Below are 20298 nucleotides of genomic sequence, written 5' to 3' on the forward strand. Positions count from 1 at the left end.
TCGCTGCGATCACTCATGAACGGACCTCCCGTTGGTTAGGTGAGCCTAACCTAATGTCCATGTCGGGGTGTGGCAAGTGGGCGGCCCGGGCGGTTCAGGTCGCGACGGCCTGGGCATCGATCTCCACCAGCGTGGGCTCCTGGGGGAGCTCCACGAAGACGGTGGTGCGGCAGGGCTTCACACCGCCGCGCTGTGCGCGGGGGCTGACGTGGTGTCGCCGGAGGCGGTCGTGGCGGGGCCGGGCGGAGATCACCCGGCGGGCCAGGGTTTTCACGGAGGCGTAGGCGTCGTAGCGTGGCGGCCGGGATCGGACGAGAATCGTCGGCACCCGGCTCGGCCCGGGCAAGCCCGACCCCTCGGCCCCGGCCCGTACGGCCCCCGGACCCGGCAGGAGGACCCACACCATGACCTCGACCCGCCCCGGCCCGGACTGGCTGGCCGACGCCGTCCTCTACCAGATCTATCCGCAGACCTTCGCCGACTCCGACGGCGACGGCATCGGAGACTTCGCCGGCATCACCGAGCACCTCGACCACCTCGCCTGGCTCGGCGTGAACACCGTCTGGTTGAACCCCTGCTTCGCCTCGCCGTTCCGCGACGCCGGCTACGACGTCACCGACTACCTCACCCCCGCGCCGCGTTACGGCCGCACCGAGGACCTGGTCGCGCTGGTCGAGGCGGCGCGCCGTCGGGGCATCCGGATCCTGCTGGACCTGGTCGCCGGGCACACCTCCGACCGCCACCCCTGGTTCCTGGCCGCCGCCGAGGACCCGTCCGACCACCGCTACATCTGGTCCGACCGGCAGGTGGACGGCTTCGTCGCCTCGCCCGGCAGCCGCCCCGGCTGGTACCGGCCGAACTTCTTCGACTGTCAGCCGGCTCTCAACTTCGGCTACGCGCACAGCAGTTCAGAGGAGCCTTGGCGCCAGCCGGTGGACGCCGAGGGCCCGCGCGCCAACCGGGCGGCGTTGCGCGGGATCATGGCGCACTGGCTATGCCTCGGCGTGGCCGGGTTCCGGGTGGACATGGCGTACTCGCTGGTCAAGGACGACCCGGGCAAGGTCGAGACCGCCAAGGTCTGGACCGAGCTGCGTGACTGGCTGGACCGCACCCACCCGGGGGCCGCGTTGCTCGCCGAGTGGGGCGAGCCCGCCGCCGCCGTCGCGGCGGGGTTCCACGCGGACTTCTTCCTGCACTTCGGCGGGGGCGACCACGGCCTACCCCTGCGGTCGCTCTGGAACAACAACACCGGAACGGTGGAGGAGTTCTGGCAGCAGGGCCCGTGCTACTTCGAGGCCGAGGGGCGGGGCACCCCGCAGCCCTTCCTGGACGCCTGGCGCTCCGCCGCCGAGCTGACCGAGGGCAACGGGCACATCGTGCTGCCCACCGCCAACCACGACTTCTCGCGGCTGGCCACCGGCCCGCGCGGCGGCGAGCAACTCGCCCCCGCCTTCGCCTTCCTGCTCACCTGGCCGACCCTGCCCGCGGTCTACTACGGCGACGAGATCGGCATGCGCTACCTGCCCGGACTGCCGGACGTCGAGGGCAGCGTGCTCGGGCCGCGCTACAACCGGGCCGGCTCACGGACCCCGATGCAGTGGACGCCCGGCCCTGCCGCCGGTTTCTCCAGCGGGCCGCCCGAGCGGTTCTACCTGCCGCTGGACCCGGACCCGCAGCGCCCGGACGTGCTCTCCCAGCGCGCCGACCCCACCTCGCTGCTGCACACCGTCCGGCGACTGATCGCGCTGCGCCGGGCGCACCCGGGGTTGGGCGCGTCGGGCGGGGTGGAGGTGTGCAACGCCGGGTACCCGCTGGTGTACACCCGGTCCGGGCGGTACCTGGTGGCGGTCAACCCGCGGCGGGAGCCGGGGGTGATGCGGCTGGCGGACGGCGAGCGCGCGGTGCGGCCGTTGGAGGCGCAGGGCGTGCGGGTGGCGGACGGCGAGCTGCGGGCGGACGGCTTCTCGTACGGGGTGTTCGAGCTGGGTTGATCCGGGCCCGGCGGTGTCGTCCCGAGCGTTGCGGGTCGGCCCGGCTTTCGATCGACGTCGGATGGTTGTAAGCTACATCCATAGATAGTTGTATTTGCCACTTGCATTAGTTGCACTTACCATCTTGATGTAGAAGTCACCGGAGGACGGTACGAACGCCATGAGCACACCCCGGACACCCGCCGCAGCGCCCGCCCTGGGGCACTCGCTCAAGCACCTCGCGATCCACCTGGTCACCCCGCTGCTGATGTGCCTCGGCATGGCGCTCGCCTACCAGGGAGCCTTCCACCAGCCGGAGCCGAACCACCTCAAGGTCGCCGTGGTCGGGACCGGCCCGCAGGCGGAGGGCCTGGCGCAGGCGATCCAGACCAAGGCCGGGGACGCGCTGGACGTCCGGACCGTCGGCGACCGGGCCGCCGCCGAGCAGCTGCTGCGCGACCGCGACCTGGTCGGCGCCTTCGTCCCGGACATCAAGAGCCCCGAGCTGATCGTGGCCAAGGGCAACTCGGACACTTCGGTGGTGGCCGCCACGGCGGTGTTCACCAACGTCACCGACAGGCAGGGCGTCCCGCTGCACGTCACCGACCTCACCACCCCCGCCAAGGGCGACCCGACCGGGCAGGGCCTGTTCTTCCTGCTGGTCGCGCTGAGCATCGGCTCCTACGCCAGCGTCGCGGTGATCGGCGCCGCCGGTGCCGGGCTGAGCATGCGGATCCGGGCGCTGGTGGGCGTGGCGGTCTCGCTGGTGGTCGGCGTGATCGGGATCGTCACCGCCGGACCGGTGTTCCACGTGGTCGACCGCGACTACGCCGCGATCTGGGCGCTCGGCTGGCTCTACTCGGCGGGCATCGTGCTGGTCGGCATCGGTCTGCACAGCTTCCTGAAGAAGTGGACCACGCTGGCTCTGATGGTGCTGTTCGTGATGCTGAACTTCACCTCCTCCGGCGGCATCTACCGGCCCGAGCTGCAGAACGGCTTCTTCGGGACCCTGCACGGCTTCTGGACCGGCGCCGGCTTCCTGGAGGGCGCCCGCAGCATCCTGTACTTCGACGGTGGTGCCGGCCTCGGCGGGCACGTGGCGACTCTGGTGGTCTGGCTGCTGCTGGGCGGGGCGGCGCTGGTGGCCGCGGTGATGTACGAGGGCCGCGGGCGCCGTCCGGTGGAGACGCCGGAGGAGGCCGAGGAGGAGATGGAGGAGACGGTCGCGGTCTGACGACCGACCGTTCGCCCCGAGAGGCTTCACCCGGCGCCAGGGGCATCGGCACCGGGTGGGGACCGGCGGCCCGTGCCCGGCCTTGGACAAGTCGGGCGCGGGCTGTGAAGCGGCTCGGGCCGTCCGGATGTCAGTCGTGTGAGGCCTTGGCGGTCTCGCTCAGCGGTCTCGCTTCCCGGGGGCCGGTGGTCGGGTGAAGCAGCAGTCCCCGCAGAGTCCGGCGCCTGGCCCGATCCGGTAGTAGAGGCAGCAGCTGGTGCGTCGGAAAGCCGTGCCGTGCGGGCCGGTGAGCAGCGTGCCGGATCCGGCGAGCGGCGGTTGGTCCAGCAGCTCCGCGACCAACTCCCGAGCGGCGGCCGGTGCATGGGCGTCCAGCACCCGTAGGGTTCCGGCGAGGGCGGAGGCCGCGTTGCCGAGCAGCAGGCGGGCGGAGAGCGGGACGGCGGCTCGGACCGCCGCTGCCAGCGGCTCCAACTGGCCCAGCAGGACGGCCTGATGGAGCCGATCGGCGAGACTCGCGGTGGTGACGGCGACCGGCTCCGGCTCCGACCCCGGCGGAGTCCAGAGGTCGATCGGGCCCTGGTCGGGGATCCGTACCCAGGCGTGCTCCAGGGTCGGGACCGCCCCCAGCAGGACGGCCGAGCCGAGGCCCACCGACCAGAAGCGGGCGGCCAGCCCGAGGTGCAGGATCGAGGCCGCGACCCGGGGTTCGGCGGTGCCCAGCCGCCGTGCCACCACCCGGATCCGGGCGGCGAGCGGCGCGTCCGTCCCGGTGCCGTACAGCTCCGGCAGCGGTCGGAAGCCGGGCGGCGGGGTTTCCCCCGGGGAGGTGTCGAGTGTGAAGTACGGGCCGACGGCGGCGAGTCGGCCGTAGTCGGCGCGCCGGTCGTCGGCGCGCCGGTCGTCGGGCCGGCGGTCGTCGGGCCGGCGGTCGTCGTCGGGCGCGGGGTTCAACGGCCCTCCCCGGTACGGTCGTTGAACCCCGTGCCACGCTCGGTCGGCCCGGCTGCGGTCGGGCGGTGGTGCAGGGGCATCGAGGCAGGCCTCCAGGGGCGCAGTCGGACACCGATCATGGGCATGAACGGTACCGCCGCGCCCCGGCCGCCCGGCACCGCCGCGTCGGGCGTGCACCGATTCTGCGCCCGGGAGCGCCGACCGGACCTCCCTCCCCGGAGGGGAGTTGCCTCCCTCGCTGGGAGGAGCCCGCCTCCCCCGGGAGAGCTGCGCGTAGGCTCGCCTGTGTACGCACCGACCCCCAGCCCCGCCCCGCCCGGTCCCGGCGAGCGCTCGCCGCCGTCGGCCGGGAAGGTCGGCCGGCCGTGGAGGAGGCGGCGGCGCGCACGGCCGGTGCGACCGGACATGGGCGTCCAGCGGCCCGACGGAGGCCTCAGCGCTCGCGACCGCCGCCCCGGGCGCCGCGCGGGCGGGTCAGGGTGAAGCGGTCGACCGGGACGAGGTCGCCGTACGGGCCGCTGACGGAGTAGTACGTCACGTCGATCGTCGTGTCGCCGCCACGCTCGCCCGGGTTGACGTCGAAGGAGGCGAAGCCGTACGGGTTGTCGGCGTCACGGAAGGCGGACCAGGGAGCGTCCTCGATCACGTAGACCGGGGGCCGCTTGCCGGTGGCCTTGTCGACCGGGCCGACACCGGTGATGACGCGGGCCTCGGCCGGGCTGAAGAAGAGGTGGTTGGAGGGGGCGGAGGTGCCGCCGCCGCCGATGACCATGTGGACGGTGCCCCGGGTGGTGTCGACGGTCTCGGTGTCGGTGGCGACCGGGACCGGGGTGCGGGTGTCGGTCGGCTGCCGGCCGCGGATCGGGTGCGAGCGCTCGTAGTGGTGCTCGTGGCCGCAGACCACCAGGTCGACGCCGTACTCGTCGAACAGCGGCACCCAGGTCTCGCGGATGCCGAGGTCGGCGCCGTTGAACTTGTCGGCGGTGGAGATCACCACCTGGTGCATGCAGACCACGATCCAGTCGATCCCCGGGTCCGCGTTGGCGGCGATCAACTCGCGCTCCAGCCAGCGCTGCTGGGCTCCGCCGGAGTAGCCGCGGACGTAGGAGTTGCCGCCGTCCTGGTAGGCGACGTCGTCGTTGTTGAGGCTGATGACCCGGACCGAGCCGGCCGTGAACGCGTACCAGAGGCCGTGCACTTCGTCGTCGGAGCCGGCGTCCGGCAGGTCGAAGTAGGCCTGGTAGGCGCCGTAGCCGATCGGGCCGTTGCCGCGCTCGTTCTCGTGGTTGCCGGCCGCGGGCATCCAGGGGCGGTGACGGGCCGAGCGGGTGTTGTTCTCGAACCAGTCGGACCAGGTGCGGACCCGGTCGGTGGCGAGATTGGCGTAGCAGAGGTCGCCGTTGACCAGGTGGAACAGCGGGGCGATCCGCTCGACCCCGGCGGTGGTGTCGCCCGCGGCCGGGCTGCCGAGGTTGTCGTTGGCGTAGCCGTTGGCGGTCTGCTTGCCGAGGGTGGGGGTGCCCTGGTCGCCGAAGCTGGTGAAGGTGAAGGCGGCCCGGCCGCGCGGGGCGGTGCGGACGGTGCCGAGCTCGGGGGTGGCGCCGTCGTGGACGGCGGCGTAGACGTAGTCGGTGTCGGGGTGCAGGTCGGTGAGCCTGGCGTGGTGCACCTGGACCTCGGTGCCGGAGGCGGCGTCCCGGTAGGTGCGGGTCTCGGCCTGCTCGCTGCGGCCGAAGCCGCCGTGCGAAGTCCCGTACATCACCCGGGGGTTGGAGACGGACTTGGTGGTGTGCCAGGAGACCGTGACCTCGCGCGAGGCGTCCGAGCCGAACTGCAGGTGCAGTCCGGCCACCCGCGGGGCGCCGGAGTGCTCCGGCCGCTCCCACAGCAGCGGGGAGGCGGCGGCGGGGGTGGGGGCGATGCCGGAGAGGGAGACGGCGCCGCCGAGGCCGAGGCCGGTCGCCCCGGCCAGGAGCCCGCGCCTGCTGACGGGGGGACGTCCACTGGAAGCCTTCATGGCGGCCAGCTTCACCGGACGGAGGTGAACCGCGCCGGACCCTCGGCGTGAACTTTCCCGCGCGTCGGCCGGACGCGCTGGAGTCGGCGGCCGAACTGCGGCCGGACGTCGCGCTGGTGGGCATCCGGATGCCGGGGGCTGGACGGGCCGGAGAAGGCCCGGCGGATGTCCGGCTCGTACGCCGGGGAGAGGGGTTACCCGGTGCCGCAGTGGCCCGGTTCATGCGCAGAGCGCGTCCACGGAGCCGAGGGGATGCCCCGTGGACGCGCGGAACCTGCGAGGTGGGGGTGGCTTCCGGACGTAGTGTCCTCCAGCCGGTAGTTCGATCGTCGACCGAGGTAGTGCCCAGCGGCAGACCCTGATCCGTCTCGATCTGTCGCCACTGCCTCCTGCGGTCGAACTTCCTTCAGCTACCTCGCAGGTCCACCTCCCATCATGCGCCTCCTGCGCCGCGTGCACCAGGGGTGAAAGGCTCGAATTCGGGCAAATTTCGCAAGCTGTGGGGCCCTGGCCGGGTGCTACCAGCCGTCCACGAAGCTCAGCGTCCGGTGGTACGGCCCCTCCGGCCCGGTGCTGCGGTAGTCCTCGATGCTGCTGCCGGTCCGTACGGTGCGGTCGCCGTCGTGGCGCTGGGCGGTGGGCCGCAGGGTGTGGTCCACGGTGGAGCGCTCGGTGACGTGGTTGCCGGTGGCCGTGGTGGCCTCGCGGTGGTAGCCGAGGTCCATCGCGGTGCGCTGATCGGTGTTCCCGGCCGCGTCGCGGGTCACCTTGTACGTGACGTCCAGCGGCTCGCCCTCGTGCACGGTGGTGGTGTGGTGCGGTCCGCCGCCCCAGGCGGCGGTGGTGCGGGTGAGGTCGGTACCGTTGCGCAGGGTTACGTCGTTGCCGCTGTCGCGCAGTTGCTGGGCGGAGCTGAAGGCGAGGTCGTCGCGGACCTCCGTGGTGATCCGGCCGTGCGAGGTCTGTACCCAGCCCCGGGCGAGGTCGTGCCGGGCGGCGGTGACGGTCCAGTCGCCGCTGCCGCCGCCGTGGTCGGTGAGCTCGGTGCCCACGGTGGCCTCGGGGGCGACCCGGTAGTCGGTGAGCCGCCCGGAGGTGCGGTCGGTGCCGTGGTCGACCTCGGCGAACAGGTTGACCTGGCCGGTCCAGACGTCGTTGCTCTGCGCCTCGCTCGCGTTGACCGTGATGCCGACGGTGTGCGGGCGCCCGTCCAGCAGTAGGCCGACGTACGGGGTGAGGTCGAGCCGGTAGGCGGGCAGGTCGAAGCCGAAGATGCCGGGGATCGGCCGCCACAGCAGCGGGTCCCAGCCGCCGGTGTAGATCACCGGGTAGGGCCAGACCGCGCCGGCCACCCGGCCGTCCACGGTGAGCCGCAGCTCGCGGAACGGGCCCTTGCCGCAGGCGCCGATCGACGGGTTGGCGGCGACGAAGGCGTCCGGCGCGGAGGCGTAGGCGAACTCCTCGCAGGCACCGCCGCCCCGGGCGTAGACCTCGGCGGTCAGCCGCTCCAGGTTCTGCGGGAAGGTGAGCTCGCGACCGGCGGTCGGGGCGGCCTGGGTGAGTGCGAACGGGCCGGTGGTGAGCAGCCGGTCGGCGCCGGGGGCGGCGGGCCAGCGGTCGTTCGCGGTGTAGAAGGTCAGGCTCGCCGTGATCTTGTAGACGCCGGTGTAGGTGGCGTCGGTGACATTGGCGAGGTCGAAGGAGAAGGGCTGCGGCCCGGCCGTGAACAGCGGGGCGTAGCGGGTGAGATCGCGCTCGACGTTCCACTGGATGCCGTCCTTGGAGGGCTCCGGGGTGGAGGAGAGCAGGACCTGTACGCCGCCGACGCGGACGCTGAAGATCCGGTCGAACTGCCGCCCGGCGACCTGCCCGTGGAGGTCCATGACCACCGCCGACCAGGGCCCGGCGCAGTCGGCGGGCGGGGTGAGGGTGGTGGTGTAGGGGGTGTCGGGCGGGTTGCCGTACCCGTTGCGGAACTCGCGCTCGTGCATCACCTCGACGGTGCAGGAGCGGGTGTCGGGGCGGGTGAGCGGCTTGGTGGCGGTGACCGGGTCGTGGTAGCCGGTGCCGAAGTCGGCGTGGGCGGGCCCGGCGGCGGTGAGGGTGCCGGTGAGGGTCAGGACGGCGGCGCCGACCAAGCGGGCGGCGCGGCGCAGGACGGTGCGGCGGGCGGTGGTGCCGCCGGCGTCGGCGCGGCGGGCGTCGGTGCGGCGGAGCAGCGGGCGCAGGGCCAAGGCGGATCCCCGGGGTCGGGCGACCCGTCGGCGCGCGACGGGCCGGGTGGGTGTCCGGGCATCCTTCCGGCGGTGGCATGTGAGCGTCAAGAGCTGCCGTGGGGGCTTCTCGTGGGGCTCTCACGGCTCCTCCGGTGCTCGTGCCGGCTTCTCCGGTGCTCCTCCAGCGCCGCCGCCTCCTGCCGGATCAGGTTGCGCAGCACCGACAGCGGCGGGCGCCGGTCGTCCGTCCGCCACTGCATCTCCAGCGGCAGGGCGGCCCGGCCCTCCAGCCGTACGGTGGCCACGTCCTCGGTGAGGTGGCCGGCCATCGAGCCGGGCACCAGTGAGAAGGCGCGGTTGCGGGCGAGCAGGTAGAGCCGGGAGCCGACGATCCGCGGCGGGCTGACCAGCACCGGCGGGTCGATGCCGTGCTCCGCGCACAGGCCGAGCACGTGGTCGTAGTAGCGGGGGTGCTGTTCGCGCGGCCACAACAGCAGTGGCAGGTCACGCAGTTCAGCCAACCGCAGACCGGTCCGGCCGGCCAGCGGGTGGTCCCGGCCGAGGGCGACCCGCACCGGCTCGTCGGCGATCCGCTCCAGCCGGTAGCCGGGCACGTCCTCCAGGAACCGGCCGAGGCCGATGTCGGCGAGTTCCACGGCCAGGGTGGTGGACACCTGCCCGGTGTCGACGGCGAGTTCGGCGGTGGTGAGCGCGGGCAGCTCCTGCTCGGCCCGGCTGACCACGGCGGGCAGCAGCCGGTTCACCACACTCGGGGAGGCGACGATCCGGGCCGTCCTGAGCCGGGACTCCTCGTGCAGCCGGACCCGGGTGAGCAGCGCGTCGGCCTGCTTGAGCAGCCGGGCGCTCTCGGCGGCCATCACCTCGCCCGCCCCGGTCAGGGCGACGGAGCGGCGGCTGCGGTCGAACAGCTCGACGCCGACGGTCCGCTCCAGGCGGGCGACCTCCTGGCTGACCGTCGGCTGTGAGATGTGCAGCCGCTCGGCGGCCCGGCCGAAGTGCAGCGTCTCCGCGACGGTCAGGAAGACCTCCAGCTGACGCAAGGTGAAGCCCATGGCGGTCAGCCTAGTACGAACTGATAGGTGAAGGGCTATCAGAAGCCCCAGGACTCATTCTGGATTCCGATGTGCACCGTCCATACGCTGATCGCACGTTGCCCCGTCGCAGTGGCATCTCACAGGGAGCTCGCATCATGACCGGACTGCCCACCAGCACCCCCGCCATCAAGGTCTCCGAGGAGGTCGCGCAGGCCGTCGCCGGCGGCCGCCCCGTGGTCGCCCTGGAGTCGACGATCTTCACCCACGGCCTGCCGCGGCCGCGCAACCTGGCCGTCGCGCTGGATGCCGAGCGGCAGCTGCGGGAGGCGGGCGTCGTCCCGGCGACCATCGGGGTGCACGCGGGCGTGCCCACGGTCGGTCTGAGCACCGAGCAGATCACCGAACTGGCCGCCACCGACGGCCTGGACAAGGTCAGCCTGCGCGACCTGCCGGTGGTCGCCGCGCTCGGCCGGCACGGCGGCACCACCGTCGCCGCCACCGCCTTCCTGGCCCACCGCGCGGGCGTCCGGGTCTTCTCCACCGGCGGCCTCGGCGGCGTCCACTTCGGCGCCTCCGAGAGCTTCGACGAGTCGGCCGACATGACCACCCTGGCCGCCACCCCGGTCACCGTGATCAGCGCCGGGGTGAAGTCCATCCTCGACATCCGGGCCACCCTGGAGCGCTTCGAGACCTTCAACATCCCGGTCATCGGCTACCGCACCACCAAGTACCCCGGCTTCTACATCACCGACTCCGGCCACGAGATCAACTACGCCGTCCAGTCGCCCGAGGAGGCCGCCAGGGTCATCGACGCCCGCGACCGGCTCGACCTGCCGCAGGCCGTCCTGATCGCCAACCCGGTCGACCCGGCCAAGCAGCTGCCGCCGGAGGAGCTGGACGGCATCCTGGCCCGCGCCCGGGCCGAGGCCGAGCGCCGGGGCGTCACCGGCAACGCCTCCACGCCCTTCCTGCTCGACTACATCCAGCGCGACACCGACGGCCGCAGCCTGGAGGTCAACATCGAGGTCTACCGCGGCAACGTGCGCCTCGGCGGCGAGATCGCGACCGCCCTGGCCGCCGCCGCGTCGACCGGGGCCTGACCCGTGCTCGGGGTGCTCGGCGACCTCGTCGAGGACATCGTGGTCTGGGTCGACGGCCCGCTGCGCCACGGCACCGACTCCGGCGCCCGGATCTTCCGGCGGCGCGGCGGCAGCGCGGCCAACGTCGCCTGCTTCGCCGCCGGGCAGTACCCGGCCCGCTTCCTCGGCTGCGTCGGCCCGGACCCGGTCGGGGACGGCATCGTCGCCGAACTCGGCGGCCACGGCGTGGACGTACGGGTGCGGCGACACGGCCGGACCGGCAGCATCGTGGTCCTCATCGACCAGGACGGCGAGCGGACCATGCTGCCCGACCGCGGCGCCGCCACGCTGCTGGAACGCGTCCCGGACGAGTGGCTGACCGGCCTCACCCACCTGCACGTGCCCGGCTACTCCTTCGACGGCGAGCCGGTCGGCGCCACGGCGGTGGACGCGCTCGCGCGGGTCCGGCAGGCGGGCGGCACCACCTCGGTGGACGCCTCCTCGACCGGCATGCTGGAGCAGTTCGGACGGGAGCGGTTCCTCGCCCTGCTGGACGAGTTGGCGCCGACCCTCCTGTTCGCCAACCGCTCCGAGTCGGCCTTCCTCGGACTGCTGGTGGACGGCCTGCCCGGGCCCGAGCGCGCCCGGCTGGCGGCCACCACGGTGGTCACCAAGTCCGGCGCCGAGGCGACCACCGTCGATGTGCCCGGCGAGGGCCTGTTCACCGTGCCGGTCCCGCCGGTCGCGGAGGTGCGTGACCTCACCGGGGCCGGGGACGCCTTCGCGGCGGGCTTCCTGGCCGGCTTCCTGGACACCGGGGACCTGCACCTGGCGGCCGGGCTCGGGCACCGCAGCGCGGCCCGGGTGCTGGCCTCGCCGGGGGCCTCGCTCGGCGGGTGTTAGCCGCGGGGCGGGCGGCTGGCGGGGTGGACAGGCCGCTGCGCGGGCCGCCTGCTCGTGCGGGGCCGGCTACGTGCGCCGGGAGGGCTACTCGTGCAGGGCGTCCTTGCGGAGGAAGCGCTTCAACTTCTGCCACGTCCAGGCGTTGATCACGTCCTCGGCGGTGAGCCAACCGCGCTGCGCCGTACCGATGCCGAAGCGCGGGTAGGCGAGGTGGCCGGTGGCGTGCGCGTCGCTGTCGATCGAGAAGCGCACGCCGTGCCGTTTGGCCCGCAGGATGTCCTCGTCACGCAGGTCGAGCCGCTGCGGGGAGCTGTTGATCTCGATCGCGGTGCCGGTACGCGCCGCGGCCGCGAACACCGCGTCCAGGTCGACGTCGATCGGCCCGCGCCGGCCGATCCGGCGGGTGGTGAGGTGGCCGATGACGTGCACGTACGGGTTCTCGCAGGCGCGGATCAACCGGCGGGTCTGGGCGGCGCGGTCGAGGGTGAAGTGCGAGTGCACGGAGGCCACGCAGACGTCGAAGCCGGCCAGGAACTCGGGCGGCCAGTCCACCCCGCCGTCCGGTCCGATGTTCAGCTCGGTGCCGTGCAGCAGGCGCAACTTCTTGTGCCGGTCGGCCAGTTGGCGCAGCTGCTCGCGCTGGGCCAGCATCTTCTCGTCGGTCATCCGCTGCATCACCAGGTCCGGCGCGTGGTCGGTGACGGCGTAGTAGGAGTAGCCGCGCGCGGCCGCCGTGTCGATCATCTCGGTGAGGGTGGCCAGCCCGTCGGTCAGGTCGGTGTGGGTGTGCAGATCGCCGCGCAGATCCGACTCCTGGATGAGGTCCGGGAGTTCACCGTTCAGCGCGGCCTCGATCTCGCCCCGGTCCTCGCGCAGTGTCGGGGGGATCCAGGGGAGGCCGAGCGCGGCATAGACCTCGTCCTCGGTCTCCGAGACGACCTTGGCGCCCTCCTCCTTGCCGCCCGCCTTCGCTTCGCCGTCCTTCCCGGCTCCGCCGTCGACTTCGAACAGGCCGTACTCGGAGAGCTTCAGCCCGGCCCGCACCGCCATCGTGCGCAGCTTGATGTTGTGCGCCTTCGACCCGGTGAAGTAGACCAGCGCCGCACCCCAGTCCTCTTCGGGGACGACCCGCAGGTCCACCTGGACGCCCTGGGTGGTGCGGACCGAGGTCTTGGTCGGTCCGCTGGCGATCACCTCGGTCACGTACGGGAGTTCGGTGAGCGCTGCCATCAGCGGGGCGGAGTCGGCGGCGGTCGCCAGGACGTCGATGTCGCCCACCGTCTCGCGCATCCGGCGCAGCGAACCCGCGTACGCGCAACGGGTGCAGCCGGGGACGGCCGAGAGCGCCTCGACCAGTTGCTCGGCCAGTTCGGTGGCGGTGTCGAGCAGGGTCCGGCCGCCGGACCGCCGCATCAGCTCGATGCCGTGCAGGATCTTCTCGCCGCTGCGCTCGCCGAACCCGGCCAGGTCGGACAGCTTGTCGGCGCGGACGGCCTCGGCGAGTTCGTCGACCGAGGCGATGCCGAGGTCGCGGTAGAGGGAGAGGGCGCGCTTGGGGCCGACGCTGGGGACGGCCATCATCTCCCTTACGCCGGACGGGATCTCGGCGCGCAGAGTCTCCAGGGCGGCCATCTTTCCGGTGGCGAGGTACTCGGCGATCTTCTCGGCGGTGGACTTGCCGACGCCGGGGATCTGTTGCAGTCCCTTGACGTCCAGGTCGGCCAGGTCCTCGGGGTGGCCGCCGACCGCGCGGGCGGCCTTCTCGTAGGCGCGGGCCCGGAAGGCGTCCCCGCCGGTGATGTTGATCAGGTCGGCGTACTCCTGGAGCAGCTCCCTGACCTGGTCGTTGAGCCGGGGCATGGGGCAAGTCTAGGTTCGGCGGCCGCTGCTCGCCGTGCGGTCGGGCAGTCGGGCGGTCGGGCAATTGGTCGGTCGGTCAGTCGTACGCGACCGTCAGTAGCAGGACCACGGTCAGGCCGCCGCCGGGAGTGGGCTCGACCGCGAGCCGGCCGCCCGCCGCCAGCACCAGGCTGTGCAACGCCGGGCCCACCGGCCCGGTGGCGCGTACGCCCGCCAGCAGCCATTCGCGGGCCTCGGGCGGCTCGTACGACCCGCGGTCGGAGATCCGGATCTCCACCCGTTCCCGCCGGCGCGCCGTGGTACCCCGCCCGGCCGTCGCCCGGGGGGCCGTCGGGCCTGTGCGCGCGACCTCGGCCCGGACCAGCACCCGGCCGCCCAGCGGGCTGCGCCGGATCGCGTGGTCGACCAGCCCGGCTATCGCGGCCTCCAGCCGCCGGGCGTCCCCGGCCACCACCGGCAGCCCGGGCGCCACCCGGACCGTGACCGCCGTCGCCCGGCCACCGCCGCGCACCACCCGGCGCACCACCTCGGCGACCTGGACGTGCCGCGCCCGGGGCTCGCACCCGGCGTGCCGGCCGGTCCAGCGCAGCCGCTCCATCTCGGTGCGGGAGAGCGACCGGGGTGAGGCCATGGCGACCGGCGGGACCTGGCCGAGGCCCTCCGGCGTGACCTCGACGCCCTTGTGGTCGGTGCCGCCCGCGCCGCCGAGCGCTCCTAGCGCCCGGGCCCCCGAAGCGACGTAGCCCCAGAGCTTCCCGTGTGCCATCGCCCTGCCCCTCGTGCGTGACCGGCGGCCGTCATCGTTTCCGCGGCCGACCGGGACGGGCCGCATCCGGGCCCTGCTGCCAGCCTGCGCCTCCTCCGCCCGGGTGACAATCCGGCTCCAGGACGCAAACCGGGCACCGGCCCCCGCCGAGCGGCAGGCCGGGCACCCGCCGACCGGCGGGGCCGCCCGCTCCACCGCAAAGAACCCTTCGCAAAAAACCCTTTGCAAACTTCTCTTTGTGGTCCTACGCTCCTGGCCATGACCGAAGAAGGCGGCTGGAAGCACAGCGAGGACCCGCACATCGCCATCACCGCCAAGGGCATGCGGGCGATGGCGCACCCCGTGCGCATGCAGCTGGTCGGGCTGCTGCGCAAGCACGGCCCGTCCACGGCGACGAGGCTCGCCGCGCAGCTCGGGCTCAACTCCGGGGCCACCAGCTACCACCTGCGCCAGCTCGCCGCTGCGGGCTTCGTCGAGGAGGACCGGGAGCGGGGCAACGCCCGTGAGCGGTGGTGGCGTTCGGCCCACCGGCTGACCGTTTGGACGGGGGACGACATGGCGGACGAGGAGCCCGACACGGCTGTCGGCATCCTGCGGTCCGTCCTGGCCGCGCACACCCTGACCGGCCAGCGCACGCTGGACGCCTTCGAGACCATGCCGCGCGAGTGGCGCCGGGTGACGGACTTCAGCGACCTGATCCTGCAGCTCACTCCCGCCGAGGCCGAGCAGCTGACCGGCGAGCTGTCCGACGTGATCGGGCGCTACCGCCGGATCGACGTCGGTGAGCCGGTCCCGGAGGGCACCGAGCAGGTCTCCGTGATCGTCCACGTCCTGCCGGACCCGAGCACCACCACGACCGAGGGGGAAGCCGTATGACCACCACCGCCGTCGACCCACCCGTGCGTAGCTTCCGGCCGCTGGCCGGGGTGCTCGCCGCCACGGCGGTCTCCCTGACCGGGACACGCGTCTCGGCCATCGCTCTGCCGTGGTTCGTTCTGGCGACCACGGGCAGCGCCACCATGACCGGCCTGGTCGCCTTCGCCGAGATGACGCCGTACGTGCTGGTCAAGGCGCTGACCGGGCCCCTGGTCGACCGGCTCGGGCCGCGCGTGGTGTCCTGGACGACGGACGCGGTGAGCGCCGTCGCGGCCGGCCTGGTTCCGCTGCTGCACGCGCGCGGACTGCTGCCGTTCTGGCTGCTGCTCGCGATGGTCGCGGTGATCGGTGCGATGCGCGGCCCGGGTGACTTGGCCAAGTCGGTCATGGTCCCGGAGGCGGCCGACCGCGCCCGGGTGCCGATGGAGCGCGCCACCGGGCTCTCCGGTGTCACCGAACGGCTGGCCTCCACCGTCGGTCCGGCGGTGGGCGGTGGGCTGGTCGCGCTACTGGGCCCGCTGGCCGGGTTGGCGGTCAATGCGGGCACCTTCGCGCTCGGCTCGCTGATCATCGCCTTGGCGCTGCCGCGCGGCATGGGGCGTCCGGCGGTGACAGGTGCGGCCGCGTCGTTGTCCGGGCCGACGGGGGAGGGGGAGCACGGCGGCTATTGGCGGATGTTCCGCGAGGGCTTCGCCTTCCTGCGGTCCGAGCCGCTGCTGCTCGCCGTGATCGTGATGGTCGGCATCACCAATCTGCTCGACGCCGGCTTCACGACCGTCCTCGTCCCGGTGTGGGCGCGGGAGTCCGGCAACGGCCCGGCCGCCATCGGTCTGACCGCCGGCGTCATGGGCGCCACGGCAGTCGTCGGCAGCCTGATCGCGGCGGCCGTCGCCTCGCGCCTGCCCCGCCGGACGGTCTTCTTCGTCGGCTTCCTGCTGTGCGGCGCGCCTCGCATCCTGGTGCTCGCCCTCGGTGTGCCGATGTGGGTGGTGGTCACGGTCTTCGCAGTCGGCGGCTTCGGCTCCGGTTTCCTCAATCCGATCCTCGGCGCGGTTCTCTTCGAACGGGTGCCCCGCCACCTCCTCGGCAGGGTCCACGCCCTCGGCGACTCCCTCGCCTGGGCCGGCATCCCCCTGGGCGGTCTCCTCGCGGGCGGCGCTGTCGCCCTGGTCGGCCTGATACCCAGCCTGCTCACGGTCGGGGGCCTGTACTTCGCCACCACGACGCTGACCGGGCTGCGGCCGGAGTGGCGGGAGATGGACCGATCGCGGAGGCACGGGGGCACCGCAGCTGTCGGGCAGGCTCGCACATAGTCCACCGACCATCCGATCGACTATCCGATCGACCGTCCAGGGCTGGGCGACCGGCCCATCGGGGGAGCAGGAGGCTGACCAGGGCTGCGAGGGCGCACCAGGTGGAGACGAAGGCGAGTCGCCAGAGCAGGGCGCATGGGACGGCGCCCGCTCCGGTCAGCAGGCCGAGGCGCCCTAGCAGAGGGTCGCCGCTGAGCAGATAGGGAACCGACGGTGGTGAGGAGGTAACCGATGAGCAGTGGAGCCGGGTGCGGGAGGCCAACGGCGTAGCCGAGGGTGTGGCCGTGCGGTGCGGCCGTCACCTGGGTGGGTGGCGACGGCTGCGGTGAGCGGGATCGCGACCGCTGCGCCCAGCAGGGCCAGCGAGGCGAGCACGCGGCGGCGGGTCGGGCCGGCCGGGTGGCCGGGCTCGGTGGCAGCGAACCACACCCCGGCGGGGACGAGGAAGGGCGGTAGCGGCAGGGTGATCACCGCCCAGGCGGTCCGGGCGGCCTCGGCCAGCGCCGACGCCGGCCCGCCGTCCGTACCGAGCCAGACCAGCGCCTCGACCAGCTGATGCACGTCCAGCACCAGCGGAAGCGCGGAGAGCGGTAACCGCTGCGGTCGGCCGGACCGTCGGGCGCGGGCCGGGCACGCCACCCCGAGCCCGCGACCACCCGCGGGCCACGGCGTCCGCCTGCGCGCTCCAGCACATCGGTCCGCCTACTCGCCACTCCTGTCCCGGCCCTTCGCGTCCCTGTCCGTCCCGTCCCGGCCCCTTGCCCCCCGGTCCTGCTCGCTCTTGTCCCCGGGCTCCTCCTCCGGCAACGCCCCGATGCTCTCCAGGGTCTCCCGGACGGTGCCCGGCATCGCCGGGTGCCGTCCGATCACGATCACCCCGATCACGATGGCCAGCAGCCCGGCCGCCTGCCAGGCCAGCGCCCCCGGGGTCACCCGCAGCCGGTCGCCGAGGAAGCCGACCGCGCAGGCGATCCCGGCCAGCGGCTGGGCGGCGGTCAACGCGGGCAGGGACATCCGCAGCGGCGCGGCCTCGAAGGCGCTCTGCACCAGCAGCAGTCCGATCACGCCCGCCGCCACCACCGCGTACGGCTGCCAGGTACGCAGCACGGCCGCCAAGCCCTCGTGGTCGAGGCGCTGGGTCGTGGTGCGGGTCAGCGCGTCCTGCAGGCCGTAGAGCAGCCCGGCGGCGAGTGCCAGCAGCGTGGCCTCCTCGAACAACGGCAGCCGCCGGGCGAGCGAGACCAGCAGCAGGGTCAGCCCGACCACGGTGCCGACCACCAGCCAGTGCCGCAGCTCCCCGGCCGGTGGCCCGCCCCCGGTGGGTTGCCCGGCCACGATGAACGCCGTCACCCCGAGGCCGAGCAGCAGCACTCCGGCCCAGCCGGAGCGGCCCAGCGTCTGACGGGTCAGCACCCGGGAGAGCGCCATGGCGAAGAGCAGGTTGGTCGCCAGCAGCGGCTCGACCAGGGACACCTGGCCCTGGTTGAGCGCGAGCGCGGAAAGGAGCAGTCCGCTGACCATGAACCCGGTGCCGACCAGCCACTCGGGCATCCGCATCAGGTCCAGCAGCAGACGCCAGTGCAGCAGGTCGGTACGGGGGGCCCGCTGCGCCGCGTGCTGCTGGAGGACGAAGCCGAGTCCCAGACAGCAGGCCGCGCCGAGGGCGAGGAGGAAGACCGCCACGGAGGGACCACCAGGTTGTCGCTGCCCCCGCGCCGCGCCGGCGGGTCCGGGTGCGGTCGGCGGTCGCGGCGCGCTTCCGTCAGCGTACCGCCCGGGGCACCGGCCAGGCCGATCGGACGCGGGAAGACCGTGGCTCGGGGCCCGGGAAAGGGCGGCCCGGGAGCCGGCGACACCGCGACACGGGGGCCAGGCACACGATGGCTCGGGCGTCGCAACGGCCGCGCTTGCCGCTACGGGTGGGGCAGGCGCACGCTGGTGTGAGCGGCCGCCACGGGCCCTCCGTCCGTGCCGGTCCCGACAGGCGCGACGGGGGCCGGCGCCAGGAGGTGTGGCATGCACAACCAGTGGGACGTGGAGCTGAGCTTCGAGGAGGACGGCGTGCACACGGCGTGCAACGCCAGGCTGGTCGGTGCGAGGGCGCCGGGCCTGAGCGCGCACGGCGAGGCAGTGAAGAGCGCGGACGACCGTCCGCTCGCCAGGATCGGCGAGGAGTACGCGGCCTCCCGTGCGCTGGAGGAACTGTCCCGCAAGCTGCGGGCCCAGGCCACCGGGGAGATCGAGGACGAGGGGCACCGCCCGGGCTACCTGATCTACTGACCCCGGCGGCTCTCCGCCTTGTCGACTCATAAGCCCTGCCGAGGGGTCGGGGCGGCCGTACAGGCGCGGCCGCCCCGACCCGGGCACAACGGGACCGGCTCAGCTCCAGGGGTTGGCCGGCTGGTCGCCGATGGCCGTCCAGAAGCGGGTGTCGGCGCCGAGGCTGCCGGTGGCCCGGAGCGACCAGCGGTGGCCCGGAGCGACCGGCCCGCACCGCCGTGGAACTCGGCCATCCGCCAGTCACCGCCGAAGGAGTCCGCGTACAGCTCGTGGGCGACCTCCCGGCTGGTCGGCGCGGTCGCTGCCACCTCGCCGCCCGCGCAGCTGTGGAAGCCGGTGTCCGGGATACCGTCCGGGGCCGGTCGGCCGTTCACCTGGCTGCAGGGCACCGGCAGTTCGGTCCCGGGGCCGGTGTCCCCGAGGTACGGGTTGTTGAGGAAGCCGGTCCCGGCGCGCACCGGGCTGCCGGCGTGAGCAGCGGCGCCGCGACCTGGATCACCTCGGCGGGCCGCCCGGTCCGGTGCTCGGCAACCGCCGCGAGCCGCAGCAGAGACCCCGGCACTCTCGCCGCCGGGCCCCACCACGCCCCGTTGAACGCCCCCCCACCACCCCCGGCGCCCCCACCGCCACCGGTACGATCGCCGCCCGCGCCGCCGTTTCCAGCGACGCCCGCCCCTGATGCCGAGCCGCCCCACCCCGGGCCGCCGACACCGCCTATGTGACATACGACGTCACGGCCGCCAACACAGCCGCCAACACCGGCTCGGCCAGGAACATCCCCGATGACGACACCGACCCAATCGGCGGGCTCCGTCGCCGACGACGCATCCCGCGCCGGGTCCCCGCGCCCCAACGGCCACGCCAGTTTTCAGCACCGGAATCGCGCACACCACCGTCGGCGCCATCACATGAACAGCACTCACCTGCGATCCGCCGCGCGCCGTGGTCTCGGTCACCCGGCAACGCCGGGTGGGGCTGAGTAGTCTGCTGCGGTGACGGACAGCGAACTGATCGTGGACCTTCGCGGCCGACCGATCGAGACACTCGACGACTTCTGGGACGCGGTGAGCGAGCCGTGCGGGCTGCCGACATGGTTCGGCCGGAACCTGGACGCGTGGTCGGACACGATCGAGACCCGCGGCATCTCCGAGGTGATCGACAGCCACGACGTCCTCACCGTGCACGTCGACCAGCGGGGACTCTTCGCAGGGAACCGGCAGGCGGCCCAGGTCCTGGCCGAGATCTTCGACGGGGAGCAGAACCGGCTCGTCGTCCACCCGCTGACCTGACGGACCCGTTGAGGACGGCCGGGAGTCGAAGAGCGGCTTGACGGGCGATCGCGAGTTCGGCTGCCCCGGAACCGGGCAATGACATGGAAGCCTGACAGGCGGGCTCAGGCGGGCTCAGGCGGGCTCAGGCGGGGTCGGCCGCACGCGGTGACCGACCGTGTCGGCGGGCTGGTGGGATGACGGCCCGGATGCGGCTGGGACGAAGGCACCCGCGGGTCGTGCGGGCCGATTACGCGCGACTGGCCAGAGGGCCGTCGCAGATGCGCTGTACGCGGCAGCGCGGCCCCGAGACCGGAGCCGCGCGGCATGCTCCGGCGGGCGGTGATCGGCTTGATGCCCCGCGTCCACGGCAGGAGGCGGTACTCGTCGAATCCGCCGCCGCTGCTGCCGCGCCCGCCGCAGCGGCGGCGGATTCGGCCCCGGGCGTCCGTCACCGACGACGGCGGCCCCGTCCCCACGGTCTACCCGACGAGCCCCCGGGGGGAC

General features: G+C 73.5%; 16 protein-coding genes and 3 pseudogenes. 8 read left to right on the forward strand and 11 right to left on the reverse strand.

Translation table 11 applies throughout. The features are described 5' to 3' along the window. Positions 1-94 precede the first annotated feature (94 nt). Positions 95-346: a hypothetical protein gene (locus tag ABZW30_RS34610; protein WP_355675201.1), complete on the reverse strand. Its 252-nt coding sequence runs from the start codon at positions 344-346 to the stop codon at positions 95-97. Positions 347-404: 58 nt separating this feature from the next. Here ABZW30_RS34610 and ABZW30_RS34615 point away from each other — a divergent pair, with 58 nt between their 5' ends. Beyond that, the gene (locus ABZW30_RS34615) at positions 405-1991 is read left to right on the forward strand and encodes an alpha-amylase family glycosyl hydrolase (RefSeq protein ID WP_355675202.1); all 1587 of its coding nucleotides are present in this window, start codon (positions 405-407) and stop codon (positions 1989-1991) included. 160 nt (positions 1992-2151) lie between these two features. Continuing rightward, positions 2152-3204 carry a hypothetical protein gene (locus ABZW30_RS34620; RefSeq protein ID WP_355675203.1) on the forward strand — a complete coding sequence of 351 codons (1053 nt, stop codon included), beginning with the start codon at positions 2152-2154 and terminating at the stop codon, positions 3202-3204. A 159-nt stretch (positions 3205-3363) separates the two neighbouring features. On the opposite strand, the gene ABZW30_RS34625 is transcribed toward ABZW30_RS34620, so the two are convergent. The 4 genes from ABZW30_RS34625 to ABZW30_RS34640 form a co-directional block, all read right to left on the reverse strand. Next, positions 3364-4158, reverse strand: coding sequence for a (2Fe-2S)-binding protein (locus tag ABZW30_RS34625; protein ID WP_355675204.1), 795 nt, complete (start codon positions 4156-4158; stop codon positions 3364-3366). Between the two features lie 433 nt (positions 4159-4591). After that, positions 4592-6175 (reverse strand): metallophosphoesterase family protein, encoded by a 1584-nt coding sequence (locus tag ABZW30_RS34630; protein ID WP_355675205.1) that lies wholly within the window; start codon positions 6173-6175, stop codon positions 4592-4594. A 518-nt stretch (positions 6176-6693) separates the two neighbouring features. After that, positions 6694-8409, reverse strand: a complete 1716-nt coding sequence (locus ABZW30_RS34635; RefSeq protein WP_355675206.1) for a peptide-N4-asparagine amidase — start codon at positions 8407-8409, stop codon at positions 6694-6696. Between the two features lie 86 nt (positions 8410-8495). After that, positions 8496-9464 carry a LysR family transcriptional regulator gene (locus ABZW30_RS34640; protein ID WP_355675207.1) on the reverse strand — a complete coding sequence of 323 codons (969 nt, stop codon included), beginning with the start codon at positions 9462-9464 and terminating at the stop codon, positions 8496-8498. 137 nt (positions 9465-9601) lie between these two features. Here ABZW30_RS34640 and ABZW30_RS34645 point away from each other — a divergent pair, with 137 nt between their 5' ends. After that, a complete protein-coding gene (locus tag ABZW30_RS34645; protein ID WP_355675208.1) occupies positions 9602-10546 on the forward strand; it encodes a pseudouridine-5'-phosphate glycosidase in 945 nt (314 codons plus the stop codon). Between the two features lie 3 nt (positions 10547-10549). Continuing rightward, positions 10550-11428, forward strand: a complete 879-nt coding sequence (locus ABZW30_RS34650; RefSeq protein WP_355675209.1) for a PfkB family carbohydrate kinase — start codon at positions 10550-10552, stop codon at positions 11426-11428. Positions 11429-11512: 84 nt separating this feature from the next. On the opposite strand, the gene polX is transcribed toward ABZW30_RS34650, so the two are convergent. Next, positions 11513-13288, reverse strand: coding sequence for a DNA polymerase/3'-5' exonuclease PolX (gene polX, locus ABZW30_RS34655; protein WP_355675210.1), 1776 nt, complete (start codon positions 13286-13288; stop codon positions 11513-11515). 76 nt (positions 13289-13364) lie between these two features. Continuing rightward, on the reverse strand, positions 13365-14054 hold the full coding sequence (locus tag ABZW30_RS34660) for a hypothetical protein (protein ID WP_355675211.1): 690 nt from the start codon (positions 14052-14054) through the stop codon (positions 13365-13367). A gap of 258 nt (positions 14055-14312) precedes the next feature. On the opposite strand from ABZW30_RS34660, the gene ABZW30_RS34665 reads away from it, so the two are divergent. Beyond that, positions 14313-14930, forward strand: coding sequence for a helix-turn-helix domain-containing protein (locus tag ABZW30_RS34665; protein WP_355675212.1), 618 nt, complete (start codon positions 14313-14315; stop codon positions 14928-14930). Further along, positions 14927-16243: an MFS transporter gene (locus ABZW30_RS34670; RefSeq protein ID WP_355675213.1), complete on the forward strand. Its 1317-nt coding sequence runs from the start codon at positions 14927-14929 to the stop codon at positions 16241-16243. The genes ABZW30_RS34665 and ABZW30_RS34670 overlap by 4 nt, the downstream gene beginning before the upstream one ends. A 100-nt stretch (positions 16244-16343) precedes the next feature. Here ABZW30_RS34670 and ABZW30_RS34675 read toward each other — a convergent pair. The 4 genes and pseudogenes from ABZW30_RS34675 to ABZW30_RS34690 form a co-directional block, all read right to left on the reverse strand. Beyond that, a pseudogene (locus ABZW30_RS34675) lies at positions 16344-16505 on the reverse strand (DUF6629 family protein); the annotation flags it as partial. After that, a pseudogene (locus ABZW30_RS34680) lies at positions 16492-16545 on the reverse strand (hypothetical protein); the annotation flags it as partial. The pseudogenes ABZW30_RS34675 and ABZW30_RS34680, both read right to left, overlap by 14 nt. 61 nt (positions 16546-16606) lie before the next feature. Next, positions 16607-16882 (reverse strand): annotated as a pseudogene (locus ABZW30_RS34685) (DUF6629 family protein); the annotation flags it as partial. A gap of 63 nt (positions 16883-16945) precedes the next feature. Then, positions 16946-17926, reverse strand: coding sequence for a DMT family transporter (locus tag ABZW30_RS34690; protein WP_355675214.1), 981 nt, complete (start codon positions 17924-17926; stop codon positions 16946-16948). 333 nt (positions 17927-18259) lie between these two features. Between ABZW30_RS34690 and ABZW30_RS34695 the strand changes: the two genes are divergently transcribed. Both ABZW30_RS34695 and ABZW30_RS34700 read left to right on the forward strand, forming a co-directional pair. After that, complete coding sequence (locus ABZW30_RS34695) at positions 18260-18523, forward strand: dsRBD fold-containing protein (protein WP_355675215.1); 264 nt, start codon at positions 18260-18262, stop codon at positions 18521-18523. Between the two features lie 992 nt (positions 18524-19515). Next, positions 19516-19812: a barstar family protein gene (locus ABZW30_RS34700; protein ID WP_355675216.1), complete on the forward strand. Its 297-nt coding sequence runs from the start codon at positions 19516-19518 to the stop codon at positions 19810-19812. Positions 19813-20298: the final 486 nt, after the last annotated feature.

The sequence above is a fragment of the Kitasatospora sp. NPDC004669 genome (assembly GCF_040609455.1).
Taxonomy (GTDB): Bacteria; Actinomycetota; Actinomycetes; order Streptomycetales; family Streptomycetaceae; genus Kitasatospora.

Excerpts from the sequence above, each read along its gene's own strand:
- ABZW30_RS34645 (WP_355675208.1), top strand. The coding sequence starts at position 9,602 with ATGACCGGACTGCCCACCAGCACCCCCGCCATCAAGGTCTCCGAGGAG.
- ABZW30_RS34640 (WP_355675207.1), bottom strand. The coding sequence starts at position 9,464 with ATGGGCTTCACCTTGCGTCAGCTGGAGGTCTTCCTGACCGTCGCGGAG.
- ABZW30_RS34695 (WP_355675215.1), top strand. The coding sequence starts at position 18,260 with ATGCACAACCAGTGGGACGTGGAGCTGAGCTTCGAGGAGGACGGCGTG.
- polX (WP_355675210.1), bottom strand. The coding sequence starts at position 13,288 with ATGCCCCGGCTCAACGACCAGGTCAGGGAGCTGCTCCAGGAGTACGCC.
- ABZW30_RS34615 (WP_355675202.1), top strand. The coding sequence starts at position 405 with ATGACCTCGACCCGCCCCGGCCCGGACTGGCTGGCCGACGCCGTCCTC.
- ABZW30_RS34660 (WP_355675211.1), bottom strand. The coding sequence starts at position 14,054 with ATGGCACACGGGAAGCTCTGGGGCTACGTCGCTTCGGGGGCCCGGGCG.
- ABZW30_RS34620 (WP_355675203.1), top strand. The coding sequence starts at position 2,152 with ATGAGCACACCCCGGACACCCGCCGCAGCGCCCGCCCTGGGGCACTCG.
- ABZW30_RS34670 (WP_355675213.1), top strand. The coding sequence starts at position 14,927 with ATGACCACCACCGCCGTCGACCCACCCGTGCGTAGCTTCCGGCCGCTG.
- ABZW30_RS34665 (WP_355675212.1), top strand. The coding sequence starts at position 14,313 with ATGACCGAAGAAGGCGGCTGGAAGCACAGCGAGGACCCGCACATCGCC.
- ABZW30_RS34630 (WP_355675205.1), bottom strand. The coding sequence starts at position 6,175 with ATGAAGGCTTCCAGTGGACGTCCCCCCGTCAGCAGGCGCGGGCTCCTG.